Below are 14,805 nucleotides of genomic sequence, written 5' to 3'. Positions count from 1 at the left end.
ACCGTTCGGAAATCACAGCCGATGAAAAACCTCTCCGGCCGCAGCGCGATCGTAACCGGCGGGTTTTCAGGCATGGGCTTTGCCATCGCCGCGGCATTGGCCGAAGCCGGCGCCAATGTCGCCGTCGGCTCCTACGTCGCGCCCGCCGGCGCCGACAAATCCGATGCCGCCTATTATCCTGGCGCGGACGAGATCGAGCGGGTGCGCTCGGCGCTTGCCGCGCATGGCACCAGGGTTCACGCCGCTCATCTCGACGTTCGCGACAGCGATGTCACCAATCGTTTCGCAGCGGACGCCGAAGCGGCCGTCGGTCCCGCCGACATTCTGGTCAACGCCGCCGGCACCACGGCCGAACAGCCGGTGTGCGGCCATTCCGACGCGCTGTGGGACAAGATCGTCGACACCAACCTGAGCGGCGCCTTCCGCGTCACGCGCGCCGTGCTGCCCGGCATGATCGAGCGCGGCTGGGGCCGCATCGTCAACATCGGCTCGACGGCGGCTTCCGTCGGCTGGAAGGACAATCCGGCCTATTGCGCCTCCAAGGCCGGACTTCTCGGCCTGACCCGCTGCGTGGCGTTGGAAGGGGCCGCACACGGCGTCACCTGCGTGATGATCAGCCCGACCTGGGTCGAGACCGAACTGATGCGCCGCAATGTGGCGCAGGTGGTCGAGCGCGAGGGCAAGGGACGCACTGCAGAGGAGGCCATGGCTGACATTGCCAGGGGCAATCCCCAGCAGCGCATGCTGCAGCCGCAGGAGGTTGCGGCATTGGCCGTCTTCCTGTGCTCGGACCTGGCCAAGGGCATCACCATGGAAAACATACAAATCACCGGCGGAGCACTGTGGTAGCGTTCTTGCGGGATGGTTGCAGCCTCATCGGAGGAGGCCGGCATGACAAAAGGAAAGTCCAACCAACAGGGGAACTGATATGAAAAGGACCATTGTCTTGAAAGGCGCCGGGATCGGGCTGGCGCTTCTGCTTGCAGCCAACGCTCAAGGGGGAGCCGCCGAAATCGGCGCCAAGGATGAGCCGATCAAGCTCGCCATGCTCGAATGGACCGGCGCCCATGTGTCCACTCACATTGCCGGCCAGTTGCTCGAAAAGATTGGCTACAAGGTCGAATACGTCACCGCCGGCAACTTCCCGCAATTCTCCGGCCTTGCCGATGGCTCGCTGAGCGCCTCGGTGGAGATCTGGTTGAACAATGTCGGCGACATCTATCCGAAGGTGCTGGCCGAAAAGAAGATCGAGGACGTCGGCAAGCTCGACCTCGAGACGCGCGAGGGCTGGATTTATCCGAAATTCATGGAGAAAATCTGCCCGGGCCTGCCCGACTGGTCGGCGTTGACCAAGCCCGAATGCGTGCAGGCGCTGTCGACGCCCGAGACGGCGCCAAATGGCCGCTTCCTCGACTATCCGGCCGACTGGGGCTCGCGCGCAGCGACCATCCTGGCCGACAACGACATGCCTTACACTGCCGTTCCGGCGGGGTCGGAAGGCGCGCTGGTCGCCGAGCTCCGATCCGCGGAGGCCGCCAAGTCGCCGCTGGTCATGATGTTCTGGGGGCCGCACTATGCGCTGGCGGAAAACGACGTCGGCTGGATCAAGATGCCGCCCTGCAAGGACCAGAGCAACGAACATTGCATCACGCCGCCCGACGTCGTCAAGATCGTCTGGTCCGGCTTCGGCGCCAAATGGCCAGCCGCCCTGGCTTTCCTCAAGGCGTTCAAGATGGACGCCACCGAGCAGCAGAAGATAATGCTGGCCGTCGACAAGGACGGCAAGGACCTCGACGCCGTCGTCAAGGAATGGGTCGACAAGAACGAAGCCGTCTGGACGCCGTGGGTCGACGCGGCCAAGGGGTAAGCACCTCGATGTCGCGCCGCTCGAGCGGCGGTCGATTTGCTAACCCGGCTTCGCATGGACGCGTGGCCGGGTTCTGGCCGCATGAAAGCTTCACGCAATGAACGCCGCCGCCCCATCAATCAAGCTGGCCTGCCGCAATGTCTGGAAGGTCTATGGGCGGCGCCCCGCCTACTATTTCGACTCGCGCGGCTACATCATCGAGCCGGACGCGCTGGCCGAGCGGCTGCGCTCGGAAGCGCATCTGCCAGCCGTGGTCGACGCCACGTTCGAGGTTGCGACCGGCGAGATCTTCGTCATCATGGGGCTCTCCGGCTCTGGCAAGTCGACGCTGGTGCGCTGCCTGTCGCGGTTGGTCGAACCGAGCGCCGGAGAAATCCTGCTCGACGGCCAGGACCTGCTGAAAGCCACCGGCAAGGAACTCATAGAATTGCGCCGTCATGCCATGGGCATGGTATTCCAGAATTTCGGCCTGCTGCCGCATCTCACCATCCTTGGCAATGTAGCGTTCCCGCTCAAGATCCAGGGCAAGCCGGTGAAGGAGCGCGAAGCCCGTGCTCGCGAGATGATTAAGCTGGTCGGTCTCGAAGGCCGCGAGGCCTCGTTTCCACATCAGCTTTCAGGCGGCCAGCAGCAGCGTGTCGGCATCGCCCGCTCGCTCGCCGTCGGCCCGGAGCTGTGGTTTCTCGACGAGCCGTTCTCCGCACTCGATCCGCTCATCCGCCGGCAGATGCAGGACGAATTCCTGCGCCTGCAACGGATGCTGAAGAAGACCATCGTCTTCATCACCCACGACATGGCCGAAGCCTTCCGGCTGGCCGACCGGCTCGCCATCATGCGAGCCGGCAAGATCGTGCAGATCGGTCGCCCTGCAGACATCGTGCTCAACCCGGCCGACGACTATGTCGCGCAGTTCACTGAGGACATGCCACTGCTGCGCGTCATCAGGGCCGGCGATCTCGCGACGCCGCTGAATGGAGTGGCGGTGCCCGAAGAAGCCATTGCCGCCGATGCCAGCCTGGAGGAGCTCATTCCACGGCTGGCCTCAGGCGTCCGCGCGTTCAGCGTGCCGGGTGACGGTGCTCGCCCGCCGGCGCTGCTGACCGCAAGTGCTGTCCTTGCCGTGCTGGAGCGGGAACAGATAAGGCGAACCCGCTCATGACGGCGCCGGCCGCGTCGGTTCGATCTTCGCAGAGGGTCGCAATCGAGCCGGCCCTTCTACCATGGTGCGCGCTGATCGTGCTGACCGTGCTGTGCCTCGCCCTGAAGGCCGATTTCCCCTGGCTGCTGACGTTCCCCAAGCAGTGGACCCTGCCGCTCGCGGCAGCCGTGAACACCGTCACCGACGCCGTCGTCACCGTCGTCCAGCCAGCGTTCCGAGCACTTTCGGCCGCGCTCGAAGCGCCGATGCGCGGCGCGCGTCTCGTCCTGGTCTGGCTGCCATGGCCGGCGGTAATGTTGGCTGTGGCGGCGCTGGCGCTGAAATCGAGCGGGATCCGGCTTGCAGTCTTCGCGCTGCTGGCGCTGACCTATATCCTCTTGGCCGGCTATTGGCCGCAAAGCATGAGCACGCTGTCGCTGGTGTTGCTCGCCGTGCCCATCGCCACAGTGCTCGGCTTCGCGCTTGGCGCGCTCGCCCACATCAGGTCCGGCTTGCGCCCGGTGCTGCTCGGCGCGCTCGATCTGATGCAGACCGTGCCGGCCTTCGCCTATCTCATTCCGCTGCTTCTGCTGTTCGGCTTCGGGCCTGTGGTCGGGCTGATTGCCAGCGCCATTTATGCGACACCGCCAATGGTGCGCAACACCATGCTTGGCCTCGATCGCGTGCCTTCCGATATCAGTGAGGCCGGTTTGATGAGCGGCTGCACGCGCCGCCAGCAATTCTGGCATGTCGAGGTGCCGACAGCATTGCCGCAGATTCTTGTCGGCTTTAACCAGACGACGATGGCCGCGTTGTCGATGGTGATCGTCGCCGCCATCATTGGTGGGTTCGAAGACATCGGCTGGGAAGTGCTGTCGTCGATGCGCAAGGCCGAGTTCGGCCAGAGCATCCTGTCAGGCCTTGTGATCGCACTGCTAGCCATCCTCATCGACCGGCTGACAATCGGCTTTGCCAAGGAGCGCCGGGCGGGGCCGACACCAGCTATGGCATGGATGACGGCCCGCCGTCTGGCGATGATCATGGTTCTTGCACTCGGCCTGGCGATTGCGATCTGTGTTCTGTGGCCGGATCAGGCACTGCTACCGAGCACCGGGCTGCGCATGCAAATGGGCGCCGTCAACCTATGGCTGCTGGGGCTCGTGCGCGACTATGCCTGGTTCTTTGACGGAGTGCGCAACAGCGTTCTCTATTGCCTGCTGTTGCCGCTGAGAATCGGCATTTCGGGCTCCGCGACGCCGGCGATCTGGGGCTTTGTGCTGACGCCGCTGGCAAACGCAATCTATGTCGCGCTCGTTTTATCAGTCTCGGCATTGCTGATGAGCCGCTTCGGCTGGCGAACTGCGCTGGCCGTGCTTGTCGCCGGTATCCTCCTCTACACCGGCTTTCTAGGTCTGCCCTGGCCGGTCTTTATCCTCGGCATCGCACTTCTCGCCTGGCAGGTCGCCGGTGTTCGACTTGCATTGTTTGCCCTGGCCGGCTTTTCTCTGATCCTGCTCAACGGATTGTGGGCGCCGCTCGTCCAGTCGCTCTATCTCTGCACCCTCGCGGTTCTGCTCTGCCTCTTGATCGGCGGCATGCTGGGCGTGTGGGCTGCCCATAGCGAGCGCGTGTCGCGTGCGCTGAAGCCGGTCTGCGACGCGCTGCAGACGATGCCGCAATTCGTCTTCCTCATTCCGGCACTGATGTTCTTCAAGGTCGGTGAGTTCACCGCGCTGATCGCAATTATGCTTTACGCGATCGTGCCGCCCATCCGGTATGTCGAGCACGGGCTTCGGTATGTGCGGTCCGATGTCGTGGAGGCGGTCGAGCAGATGGGGGCGACGCCTGCGCAGACCCTGCTCCAAGCAAAGCTGCCGCTGGCTTTGCCGGTCGTAATGCTGGGACTCAACCAGACCATCATGGCGGCATTGTCGATGCTAGCCATAGCGGCACTGGTCGGCACACGCGATCTCGGCCAGCAGGTCTATGTCGCGCTCGGCAAGGCGGATGCCGGCATGGGGCTGATTGCCGGGCTATCAATAGCCTTCCTGGCCATTCTCACTGATCGCTTGGTGCAAGCAGCAGTAGCGGGGCGGACATCGGATCTGTGATGCTTGAGACGCTGCTCGCGTCGATGCCGAGCGTGCTGAACGGCGCAGGGAAAGTGCGGAAACCAGGAGTACCCCGGAATTGCTTCACCGCTTTGGCATTGATGCCCGAAAGAAGATTAGAACGGATGGCGGTTTCAGCCATCGCTATGTACGGGCGCTCGTGCAGCGGATTGAGGTGAGCGGTGCCGAAAATACGGATCACTGGCTCCAAAATCAAACTATTACACACTCTCGCCACGGATGAAGGCGGCTCTGGAGCGGAACCGCGTGTAAGTGGCGTTCGCAGTTTTGTACTGAAATGGCTCCCCTACCAGCGATGGCGTGATACCCGAGGACGCTGACGTCGAGCGCCTGATCAAGTTCTTGGGCCGTCCGCTGCACTCGTACCGCGACTTCGCAACCGGCGTCGCACCCGCGCCCGACGGCGCCGTTTAATTAACCATGACATCGTTCCGGCAGCCGATCCCGGCGCAACCAAGCGTTCGAGCGGCCGAATAGCGAGCCTGTGTGACATACATTGCAGACACCCCACCTCTGATGTAATTTAGCAATTGATCAGGTGAGGGCTTGTCCGCTGTCGTGGCGGCATTTCTCCCGGGTCCTATCTCGGCAGGTTGCATGCTCTCTAACGGACCTTGATACCGCAAGTTGTATTCTTGTGGTCATGAGGTAACAGCGGTTAAGGGATTCGCCATGCTCCGACGTTGCGGCTTCGTTGTAGCCTTCATTCTCGCAAGCCTTGCGGCCTTCGACGCGTCCGCGCTCGAACGAAGGGTTGCCTTTGTCATCGGCAATTCCGACTACCGGGAAATCTCGGCCCTCAAGAACCCGGCCAAGGATGTTGCGGACGTATCCGATACGTTTCGGCAGGCTGGTTTCGAGGTGTTCGTTGCGAGCAATCTCACCAAGCTGCAGTTCGAAGACCAGTTCCGCGACTATCTGGCCGCCGTGGACGGCGCCGATATCGCAGTCGTATACTATTCCGGTCACGGCTTTCAGATTGGCGGCGAAAATTTCCTCATCCCGGTAGACGCCTCGTTGAAACAGGCGGCCGACGTCGAGGTCCAGGCAATCAAGCTGAACGACGTGCTTCAGCAGATGCGTTCGAAGTCGAAAATCCAGGTCATCATTCTCGATGCCTGCCGCAACAATCCATTCCCGCGCAAGGATTATTGGCTAAGGGACCAGCTTGTTGTCGCAAGCGGCACCGGCCTTGCACAGATAAAAAGTTCGCTGAACACGCTGATCGCGTTTGCCACCGAACCCGGTGCGGTTGCCTATGACGGCGCCGGCGACCTCAGTCCTTTTTCGTCAGCGTTTGCTCGTCGTGCGCTGGCCCCCAACCAGGAGATTCGCACCGTTATGTCGGCCGTGCGCCGGGATGTGGTTGAGGCTACAAAGGGCCTGCAGGTTCCCTGGGAGAACTCTTCGCTGATCGACGACGTCGTTCTTATGCGCCGCAGCAGCCGCCCATCACTGCCGCCGGTGCTGGAGAAGGTCGTGCTCTCGGGAGCCGGCCCCGTCGGTCTGGATCTCCCCGAACCGGTCGAGATCGACGGCGGAACAGTCACCGTCAGCATCGAAAGACCGCCCACACTCGGACGCCTGATGCTGGACGGCAAGGTCGTCGCGGCGGGGGAACAGATCCAGGGCAAGGACCTGCCGCGTTTGCAGATGGAAGTCCCCAAGGGAATCGGCGAGCCTGAAGAGATGGATATGCTGGCCTATGCCGCACGCGACAATTGGGGCGGCGAAGCCAGGGGCATGCTGGTGTTCCGGATCAAGAGCGGCGAAGGAGCCCAGGGCGAACAGGTGATGGCCTCGCTCGAAGCCGAGCAGAAGCAGCAGGTGCTGGAGCGGGGCATCCATATCACCGGCGCCGCCGAGGCGATCGAAAACCGGGAGATCGACGTTCCTGTCGGCGTCGGCCCTATTCCGCTGAAGCTGAATTTCCCAGTACAGGACCCCGCTGTCAGCCTGAAAGTTGCCAGCTATCCGGCAACGGGAACACTCTCCCTGCCGGATCGGATCCTGTCGCCCGACTCCAGCCTGATGGCCGATGAGGTCGACCGGTTGCGCTATGAGCCCCAGATCGGAGCCGGCAAAACGGTCGAGGTCGCCTTCGAAATCCGGGCGGGTAGCGCCGCATCCCAGCCGGCGACGATGAAACTGTCGCCTACCGTCGATCCGTGCGACTCGGCTGCCGGCGAACCCCTCGACCTGCAAGGCGTCGTCCCCGGCCTGCTGCCAAATGAAATCGGCGCCGATGCGGTGAAGCTCTGCGAGGCTGCGGTCAAGGCATATCCCGATGTCGCCCGCTTCCGCTATGAACTTGGGCGTGCGCTGCTTGCGGCGGGTAAGGTCGACCAGGCCAGGAAAACCATCCAGCAGGCTGCCGACAGGGGGCACGTGCGCGCCGTGTTCGAACTCGGCTACCTCTACGCGACGGGAACCGGGGTGCCTGTCGACCGCAAGCAGGCCAACACCTTCTACGCGGCTGCGGCCGACAAGGGCGATCCCTACGGGATGACGTCGTGGGGCCGTGCCCTGTTCAACGGCCACGGCGTCGAGCGCGATACGGCCAAGGGGCTGGATCTGCTGCTCAAAGCGGCGGCGATGGGACACACCTATGCCATGAACGATCTCGGCGCGATCTTCACCGAAGGCCGTAACGGCGTGACCGCCGATCAAGCCCGCGCCGTTGCCTTCCTAGAGGCTGGCGTCCAGCGGCAGGACATGTATTCGATGAACCTGCTTGCCCGGAACTATCTGTCCGGCGTGGGCGTCGAGAAAAATCCGAAGACGGCGCTGGCCCTGTTTCAGAAAGCCATCGAACTCGGCCAGCCCTACGCACCGGGCAACCTCGCGCGCATGTATCGCGACGGCGTGGGCGTAGAGCGCAACCCGGCGGAAGCGCAAAGACTGTTCGAGATGGCCACCATGCGGGGCGACCCCTCCAGCGCATTCGATCGCGCGGTTCTTGAAATGGAAAAGGGCGACAATGCCGATCAGGCCACGGCCGTCCGTTTTCTGGCATTCGCGGCCGCACTGGACACCCGCAACGAGATGCCGGAGGCCCGGACGAACCTCGCGAAATTCGGCACGAAGGTGAAAGCGACGGCGTTGAAGCAACTGCGCCAGGAGCTCAAGTCGAAGCTCCCCGCATCCGGTGCGCTGGACAGTCAATTGGTCGGCGCGGCCAGGCGGGTCTGGGAAAAAGCCAACCCGCGTCGGGACGTGTTTTAATCAATCAGGAGGGGCAGATGGTGCACTGGACATTCAAGCAAGCAATCGTCGCAACAACCTTGGCTGGCATGCTGGCGGGGCTCACAGGCTGCACGTCCCTGATGCCACCCGAACCGGCGCCGCTGGTGGAGGAGACGTCACCGCCGAAGGTCGTTCGCAGGGTACCTGTTGAGCAAAGGGTCGTTCGCAGGACACCTGTGCAGCAAAAGGTCGTCAAGGCCGCTCCCACACGGGTGGTCAAGAAAAAGGTGATCAAGCCGGTTGAGGAAGAGCCTGTTACCGCGCCTGTCGTGATCGTTCCTTCTTCGGGCGGCGGCGGAAGCGGTGGGAGCAGCGGGGGCGGTTGGGGCGGTTGACCAGGTGAGCATGGAGCCGATACGAACACCGTATCTTGGGCGCGGTTTAATATGCATCCGCTGATCGGCGCAGCGCCTCGGTCTCTGCCATCTGAATGCCCATTTCGACAAACGCGGAAAGAACCGAAAAGCGGTCCGCCAATGTAACACGGGCCAGTCCGGCCAGAACTCCTGCATTGACTGCGTGGGCAGCGGGAAATGATCGCAAATGCGATGCCGCGGCCATGTCCGTAGCCGTGGCGTTGCCGTGCCATCCTGCGGCCAGGGCAATCCAGGCAGCCGGCGTTGTCGGCGGCATTGCCGCGGCCTTGCTCACTTCCGCGCCATGGTAAGGACTATAGGGTTGGCTGACCCAGTCGTGAACAAGCGCGAGCAACTCCTGATCCCCGCTGTCGAGCAGATCGGTCAGGTGGCTCAGGCACTCATGCGCCCACCAGACCGCAGCCCGCTCAGGCAGGAGATAGGCACAGAACGTAATCGCCTCCTCGGGCACCCGCCCGGCAAGGAGGGCGCGGCAAAACTCGATTGAAGGCTGTTCGGTCGGAGGGGCTACCATGTCTCCGGCAACAGCGGGGCAGGCCATGAAAAGATCCCGCGCCGTTTTGAATCGAAGCTCATAGGCCATGGCCGCCACGCTTTCACCTGGGGAACAATTGGTACTGAAGCGCTGGACGGGGCGCGGGTCAAGCCTCAGTCCTGGGCAAGGTGGCAACCGCCGTTCATCGCCGATATGATCAACGTTTATAACAGACAGTTGCTTCGCAATTTGATATAGTCCGGGCTGGCGAAATCGAATGCTCAAAACAGGAGTAACGTTGTGAAGTTGTGGGGTTCAACCTTCGTGTTGGCGGTCGCGCTTTTTTCGACACATGCTTCCGCCGATCCGCTTCAGAAATCAGAAGACATCGTGAAGTTTTTTGCCGAGGCGAGCGAATTCGGCCCGTCGCGTGGCGTTTGTGTCGGCACCGAAGACGAATGCAAGAGCAACAAGAAGAAGGAAGCGCCCGCCGAAAAAACCAGCCTCGATATGCTGATCAATTTCGGCTTGGATTCCGCGGAACTCGACACGACTGCGCGCGCTGAACTCGGCGAGTTCGCTAAGGCGCTCAATGATAACCGGCTGAGCACATTGAGTTTTGTCGTGGAAGGCTACACCGACGCTTCCGGCTCGGCTCACTACAATGATGGGCTGTCGGAACGAAGAGCCCAATCGGTGACCGCCTTCCTGATGTCCAACGGCGTCGACGCTGCCCGCATCAAGGCGATCGGCCTGGGCGAAACGCGTCCACGCAACCCCGACCCCTACGATGCGGCCAACCGCCGGGTGGAAATGCGGATAAGCACCGAGTAGGCGGAGCCGGGTGCGCCAAGCCCCGGCTCAGATGTCGAACACGCTTGAACGCAGGCTTGTCAGTTGTTGTTGAGCACGCCACCCACCGCAACGCCAGTGCCGAAGATCAGCGCCTTGGTCAGGAAGTCGTTGTTGTCTGGTGGCGGAGGGACGTCCCGCCGAACCACCTCGCGGTAGCGCTTTTTCTGCACGACCTGCTGTTGTTTGCGGGGCTTATGTGCCACCGGCTTTTGTGTCCGGGCTTTCTGTGCCACCGGTTTTTGTGTGCGGGCCTTGTGTGCCGCCGGCTTTTGTAGACGGGCCTTCTGCACCTGTTTTTTCGGCTGCACTGCTCGAGCCTGATCGGCAGCATGCCTGGCGCGCACCGGCTCCATCATTGGATCCGTCTGGATCACCAGGAACGCCAGTTGCTCGCGTGTCAAGAAATTGGTCTGCGGCAGACCGTTCTTTGCTTGCCAGATGCCGATCGCCTGACGGGTCTTCGGACCCATGTTCCCGTCGATGCGGCCAAGTTCGTTGCCCAAGGCTTCGATGCGCAACTGCAGATCGATGCGGGCCTCGCGATCGAGACCGATCGCACTTTCTGTCAACTCGGTACCCGGAGTCTGTTTCGCCTCGTCTGAAACACCAACGGAGGTCCGGACGGCTGAGCCGGTACTGGCATTCGCCTCGTCCTCGTCGACTGCCGCGACCTGCCGGTTTTCGGCTTTCGGTTCCTTCAACTGGTCGATGTTCAGCCGTGCCACCGTGGCGAAGCGACCATCCGGAAACTGGCCGAGATAGGCTTCGTAGAACGGAACGGAATGGCGCTTCGAAGCTTCATCCCACAGACGCTGCTCGACCTCCCAGGAAGGAGGCTCGCTGGTTGCGGGGGCGGGGATTGCGGTCGCAGCGGCGCCGGATGCGTCAGCGACAGGTTTCGCGGCAGGCACGGCTTGCGCAATGGATTGTCCGATGAAGACCTCGCGCCCCAGCGATGCGTTGTGCCAGGGTCTCTGGCGACCCTGCGTCGCCTCGGTCACCTGACCGCGTACGCGCGTCAGCGCGCTCTGGATTTCAACGCCGGGTTCAGTCAGGTGCCTCGCGAGCGCCGTGGAATAGGGACTGTTGACGCCGTTGCCGTCGAAAGCGATGGCGCCTGGATCCGTCGCATAGGCAATCAGAATGCCGCCGGTTCCAACGCCGTCCGATTTTGCTTCAACCGGCGCCAGACCGGCGCCGAACGAGGTGGAACGGCTCTTGGGCATCGAGGCCGCCAGTGTTCTTGCCAGCGGATTGTCGCGGCAGGCATCGAGGACAACGACGCCAACCGCCGGCTCGGGCGGTAAGGCTGCCATGAAGTCATCGATCTGAATGGTGCGGGTCTTGAGATAGGCGGGCGATGTCAACTCGGCGTCGACCGGAATCAGGAAATTCTTGCCGTCGACCTGCATGCCGTGGCCGGCATAAAAGATGATGGCGAGATCGGCGTCGTAGGACTGCTCGGTAAACCGACTGATGAGGCTGTGCATGCCTGCATTGTCCTGATCGACTCCCTCGATCACCTGGAAGCCGGCATTGCGCAGGGTGGATGCGATGAGGCGCGCATCGTTGGCGGGATTGGGCAGGGCAACGGCATGGATATATTTGCTGTTGCCGATGACCAGTGCCACGCGTTTGGCGGCCGGCGTGGCAGCCTCGGCGCCAAGCGAGGCGATGATGAACAGGATGAACCCGCTCAGAAAGACAGCGAATGCTTTCATGGACCAACCCTCCGCGCTTTTCATCAGCGACATAGTCGCTTCTGCCATAACGGCTCTTAGGCGTATGTGACCCAGGTCACAGTTTTGGTTCACAAAGGCCGGAAAAAATTGGCAGTAGTGATCTTTGGCGCGCCACTAAACGGCGAGTCCGCGAGAACCACGTTCAAAGGGTATTCTGAATCGAGCTTATGAGGGCGGTGATCGCCTGTTTGTACTTTTCGAACTCCGGCGATGTCTGGCGGACTTCCGTCGTCGTCGTCTGCTGGCTTACGGCAGTCGTCGGCGGGCTCAGCTTCCGACCCATTTTCCGTTCGGCCCAGCTCACGACATAGCTGGCGGTCTTGCCGGTGAGAAACGGGTTGGCTTGAATGACCGCCGACCCGAGCACGGCGCTCAATTGCGCCGAACCCGGCGCCGACAACGCTTGATGCGCGCCTTCCATTCCCAGGAAATGGCAGAGATAGAGCCGGCCGGCTGTGATCTGGTGGCCGCGCGCCCGAAGATAAGCTTCACCTTCGCGCGCCAGGTTGCTCACCATCTCGCGCGATATCGTGGCGTCGTAGCGCAGGGCGAGCAGGTCGGCGGTCGACAATGTCCGCGCAAGTTCGGGGCGGTATGTGTTCATCATCCTGATCCAGGTCTTTGTTATGAACTGGCCGGCGCCGGTCGCTGAAGAATTGGGGTTCTTGGCACGGGCGCTGCCGCCACTTTCGACATGAACGATACGGTCAGTCAGCGTTTCGACAGCGGAATTGTCCGTGGCGATTGTTGTAACCGTGCCCAGGGGATTGACGGCCTCGCCACTCCGATAGAGTTCGAAATGCAGGTGCGGCCCAGTCGAGAGGCCGGTGGTGCCGATATAGCCAATGATATCGCCTGCCTTTACCTTCGTGCCGACACCGTACTTGATCGCGAACCTCTGCATATGCGCATAGCGCGTCTCGCTCCCGTTTCCGTGCGAGATCTTCACCAGATTGCCGTACCCCTTTCCATCACCTTGAAAGACGATTTCGCCGTCGAAAGCGGCTGCAATCGGTGTACCCAGGGGTGCCGCCCAATCCACACCCTTATGGATCCGAACGGTTCCAAGGATCGGGTGTTTGCGTGGACCGAAGGTGGATGTCATGACCCCGTTGACCGGCGTGACCATGCCGTTGGTGACCGTCAGCGAGCGAACCTGATCGTCACCGCTAACGCATGCAAACTGGCCGTCGCTCTGCTGGAAGACGAAACAGTCGAGGCTCTTTTCGCTACCCTGGACGCCTACATACAACACCCGTCCGGCAGTTTCTTCCTTGCCACGTGGCCTTTGGGAATAGATCAGGACCAGACGCTGGTCTTGGCTGGCGAAGGCATCCAGATCCTGTCCTCTGGAGAGGTACATGATCGCCTCTCCGATCACCCCGGTCGGAACATTATTACGTGCCGCCGTGGAATAGATTGCGTCGAGTAGCCGGTATTGCCTCTTGTACGTGCCTTCCACCTGTGCGCCCGAGTAATTGAACAGATCTTCACGGACCCAAGGATCAACGCCAGACACAAATGCACCGGCGGCATTGCGCGCCAGCGTGCCGACAAATGTGTTCTTGGCGTAGATCGAAACCTGCATGAGGGACATTGTTGCCGTCTCGCGCGCCGGCCTGAAACCGCGCATCGCGACGACATAACCCGGCTCGAGGCTTTCCCGATTGAAAAGCGACCTCAGGGATTCGCCTGCCAGCTTGGCATCATCGGCGGAGAAATGCGAGTCCAGGGCAACACTGTCCAAGCTGCGGTCGTTGAGAATCTTTACGAACGTGTCTGCGGTAGCCTCGAATCGCTGATATTCGCTCATGACAATTGCGACGCTTGTGTTGTTTTCTATCTGGGTCTTCTGGAACGCGGGAAGGGCTGCCTCGCCTGCAGCGATTGTTTCGCCCCAGCCCGCTTCGGGATCATCGGCGCCCGCCTGCGGACCAGAAGCAAGCGGAGCTTCACCTGGAGCGAGTAGCTGGGGATCGTCTTGCAGATCGCTGGATGGCGCCGCCGCGGTCTGCCGCTGTGCCTGGAAAAATGCGAAATCTTCTTGCGTGGACGGGATCGTCGTCATGAATTTTTCGCTGGCGCTAAGCATCACGTCGGACAGAATCTCGATCTGGGGAGAAACTCCGGCCTGATCGAGTTCCACCGGTCGCGCGACCACTTTGCCTTTCGTTGCGGCGCCCGCGTCGGGCGCAAGGGTGATCCACATAGGATCCCCCGCTAGCTCGATAATGGCAGGTACATAGATCGATGCATCGGCCGGCACATCGTCCGTTCCCTCGACCGCCTGCAACTCCTCGTCTTCATCGCCGAACGACCAATAGTTCGCGGTGAGATAAAAGCCGGTGGCGATCGACAACAGGACAATCGCTGCAAGACCGGCAAGGAGCCTGCGCCACAGCCTGCGTCTGCGAAGGGCAGCGCGCGCCTGCTTCTTCAGCCTGAAGCTCGTATCGATACTGTGCGTCACGGATTGCTTCCGGTCAGGAAAAAGGTCCACCGCACCTGTTCGAGCGTATCGACTTCGAGAAATCGCGCGGCAATGCGGCCGCGTTGCCAGCATTCATCGATGCCGCGTATCGAGAAGCGCCGCCGGTCGATGCACATTTCGGTCGACCCGGTCAGGATCGCGTGACCAAAAACGTCCGTCGCATAGATGTAGATGTAGCGGTTCGTCAGTTCCTCGCGGATGACGTTTACGCATTGATTTGCGCCGATGGTCCACCAGCCGTCGGTCTGGTCCGCATTCTCGACCTTCTGGCCAACGGCGAGATTGACCACGTCGAGCGTCTGATTGCAGACGGTAAATTCGGCACGCGCCTCGGTGGTCGAGAGGAAAGCCAGCAGCGCAGCGCCTGGGATAATCGAAATCCTGACATAGTCTCTCAGGGCAAGCAGGGCTCGAACCAAGTCACCCGGCCTTTTGGGCGGGTGAGCGGGCAGGGAGGAAAAACGCGGGCGGCGGAGATCCAT

Annotated in this window: 12 protein-coding genes; 7 read left to right on the top strand and 5 right to left on the bottom strand. The window is 61.8% G+C overall.

Annotated features, from left to right (window positions below):
* The first annotated feature begins 21 nt into the window (after window positions 1-21).
* The 4 genes from AC0L26_RS15225 (at window position 22) to AC0L26_RS15210 (ending at window position 5,116) form a co-directional block, all read left to right on the top strand.
* Window positions 22-849, top strand: coding sequence for an SDR family NAD(P)-dependent oxidoreductase (locus AC0L26_RS15225; protein WP_473633275.1), 828 nt, complete (start codon window positions 22-24; stop codon window positions 847-849).
* A gap of 79 nt (window positions 850-928) precedes the next feature.
* Complete coding sequence (locus AC0L26_RS15220; RefSeq protein ID WP_473633274.1) at window positions 929-1,867, top strand: ABC transporter substrate-binding protein; 939 nt, start codon at window positions 929-931, stop codon at window positions 1,865-1,867.
* 97 nt (window positions 1,868-1,964) lie between these two features.
* On the top strand, window positions 1,965-3,026 hold the full coding sequence (locus AC0L26_RS15215) for a quaternary amine ABC transporter ATP-binding protein (RefSeq protein WP_473633273.1): 1,062 nt from the start codon (window positions 1,965-1,967) through the stop codon (window positions 3,024-3,026).
* Window positions 3,023-5,116, top strand: a complete 2,094-nt coding sequence (locus AC0L26_RS15210; protein WP_473633272.1) for an ABC transporter permease — start codon at window positions 3,023-3,025, stop codon at window positions 5,114-5,116. The genes AC0L26_RS15215 and AC0L26_RS15210 overlap by 4 nt, the downstream gene beginning before the upstream one ends.
* Here AC0L26_RS15210 and AC0L26_RS15205 read toward each other — a convergent pair.
* Entirely contained in the window at window positions 5,064-5,318 is a 255-nt protein-coding gene (locus AC0L26_RS15205) for a hypothetical protein (RefSeq protein WP_473633271.1), read from the bottom strand. The genes AC0L26_RS15210 and AC0L26_RS15205 overlap by 53 nt on opposite strands.
* Window positions 5,319-5,809: 491 nt before the next feature.
* On the opposite strand from AC0L26_RS15205, the gene AC0L26_RS15200 reads away from it, so the two are divergent.
* Both AC0L26_RS15200 and AC0L26_RS15195 read left to right on the top strand, forming a co-directional pair.
* Window positions 5,810-8,362, top strand: a complete 2,553-nt coding sequence (locus tag AC0L26_RS15200) for a caspase family protein (RefSeq protein WP_473633270.1) — start codon at window positions 5,810-5,812, stop codon at window positions 8,360-8,362.
* Between the two features lie 17 nt (window positions 8,363-8,379).
* Window positions 8,380-8,718: a hypothetical protein gene (locus AC0L26_RS15195; RefSeq protein ID WP_473633269.1), complete on the top strand. Its 339-nt coding sequence runs from the start codon at window positions 8,380-8,382 to the stop codon at window positions 8,716-8,718.
* A 46-nt stretch (window positions 8,719-8,764) separates the two neighbouring features.
* On the opposite strand, the gene AC0L26_RS15190 is transcribed toward AC0L26_RS15195, so the two are convergent.
* Window positions 8,765-9,343 (bottom strand): DUF6931 family protein, encoded by a 579-nt coding sequence (locus tag AC0L26_RS15190; protein ID WP_473633268.1) that lies wholly within the window; start codon window positions 9,341-9,343, stop codon window positions 8,765-8,767.
* Window positions 9,344-9,535: 192 nt separating this feature from the next.
* On the opposite strand from AC0L26_RS15190, the gene AC0L26_RS15185 reads away from it, so the two are divergent.
* Window positions 9,536-10,069, top strand: a complete 534-nt coding sequence (locus AC0L26_RS15185; RefSeq protein ID WP_473633267.1) for an OmpA family protein — start codon at window positions 9,536-9,538, stop codon at window positions 10,067-10,069.
* A gap of 59 nt (window positions 10,070-10,128) precedes the next feature.
* Here the strand turns inward: AC0L26_RS15185 and AC0L26_RS15180 are convergent, their stop codons facing one another.
* From AC0L26_RS15180 to AC0L26_RS15170, 3 genes are all read right to left on the bottom strand, one after another.
* Entirely contained in the window at window positions 10,129-11,811 is a 1,683-nt protein-coding gene (locus AC0L26_RS15180; RefSeq protein WP_473633266.1) for a caspase family protein, read from the bottom strand.
* 163 nt (window positions 11,812-11,974) lie between these two features.
* Window positions 11,975-14,302 carry a M23 family metallopeptidase gene (locus AC0L26_RS15175; RefSeq protein WP_473633265.1) on the bottom strand — a complete coding sequence of 776 codons (2,328 nt, stop codon included), beginning with the start codon at window positions 14,300-14,302 and terminating at the stop codon, window positions 11,975-11,977.
* Entirely contained in the window at window positions 14,299-14,805 is a 507-nt protein-coding gene (locus AC0L26_RS15170; RefSeq protein ID WP_473633264.1) for a DUF1036 domain-containing protein, read from the bottom strand. Before AC0L26_RS15170 ends, AC0L26_RS15175 begins: the two co-directional genes overlap by 4 nt.

Source organism: Mesorhizobium sp. WSM4823 (genome assembly GCF_055811195.1).
The sequence above is the reverse complement of the archived record's forward strand: the minus strand, read 5'-3'. Positions and strand labels throughout refer to the sequence as shown.

Excerpts from the sequence above, each read along its gene's own strand:
- AC0L26_RS15225 (WP_473633275.1), top strand. The coding sequence starts at position 22 with ATGAAAAACCTCTCCGGCCGCAGCGCGATCGTAACCGGCGGGTTTTCA.
- AC0L26_RS15220 (WP_473633274.1), top strand. The coding sequence starts at position 929 with ATGAAAAGGACCATTGTCTTGAAAGGCGCCGGGATCGGGCTGGCGCTT.
- AC0L26_RS15215 (WP_473633273.1), top strand. The coding sequence starts at position 1,965 with ATGAACGCCGCCGCCCCATCAATCAAGCTGGCCTGCCGCAATGTCTGG.
- AC0L26_RS15210 (WP_473633272.1), top strand. The coding sequence starts at position 3,023 with ATGACGGCGCCGGCCGCGTCGGTTCGATCTTCGCAGAGGGTCGCAATC.
- AC0L26_RS15200 (WP_473633270.1), top strand. The coding sequence starts at position 5,810 with ATGCTCCGACGTTGCGGCTTCGTTGTAGCCTTCATTCTCGCAAGCCTT.
- AC0L26_RS15195 (WP_473633269.1), top strand. The coding sequence starts at position 8,380 with ATGGTGCACTGGACATTCAAGCAAGCAATCGTCGCAACAACCTTGGCT.
- AC0L26_RS15190 (WP_473633268.1), bottom strand. The coding sequence starts at position 9,343 with ATGGCCTATGAGCTTCGATTCAAAACGGCGCGGGATCTTTTCATGGCC.
- AC0L26_RS15180 (WP_473633266.1), bottom strand. The coding sequence starts at position 11,811 with ATGAAAGCATTCGCTGTCTTTCTGAGCGGGTTCATCCTGTTCATCATC.
- AC0L26_RS15170 (WP_473633264.1), bottom strand. The coding sequence starts at position 14,805 with ATGGATCTCCGCCGCCCGCGTTTTTCCTCCCTGCCCGCTCACCCGCCC.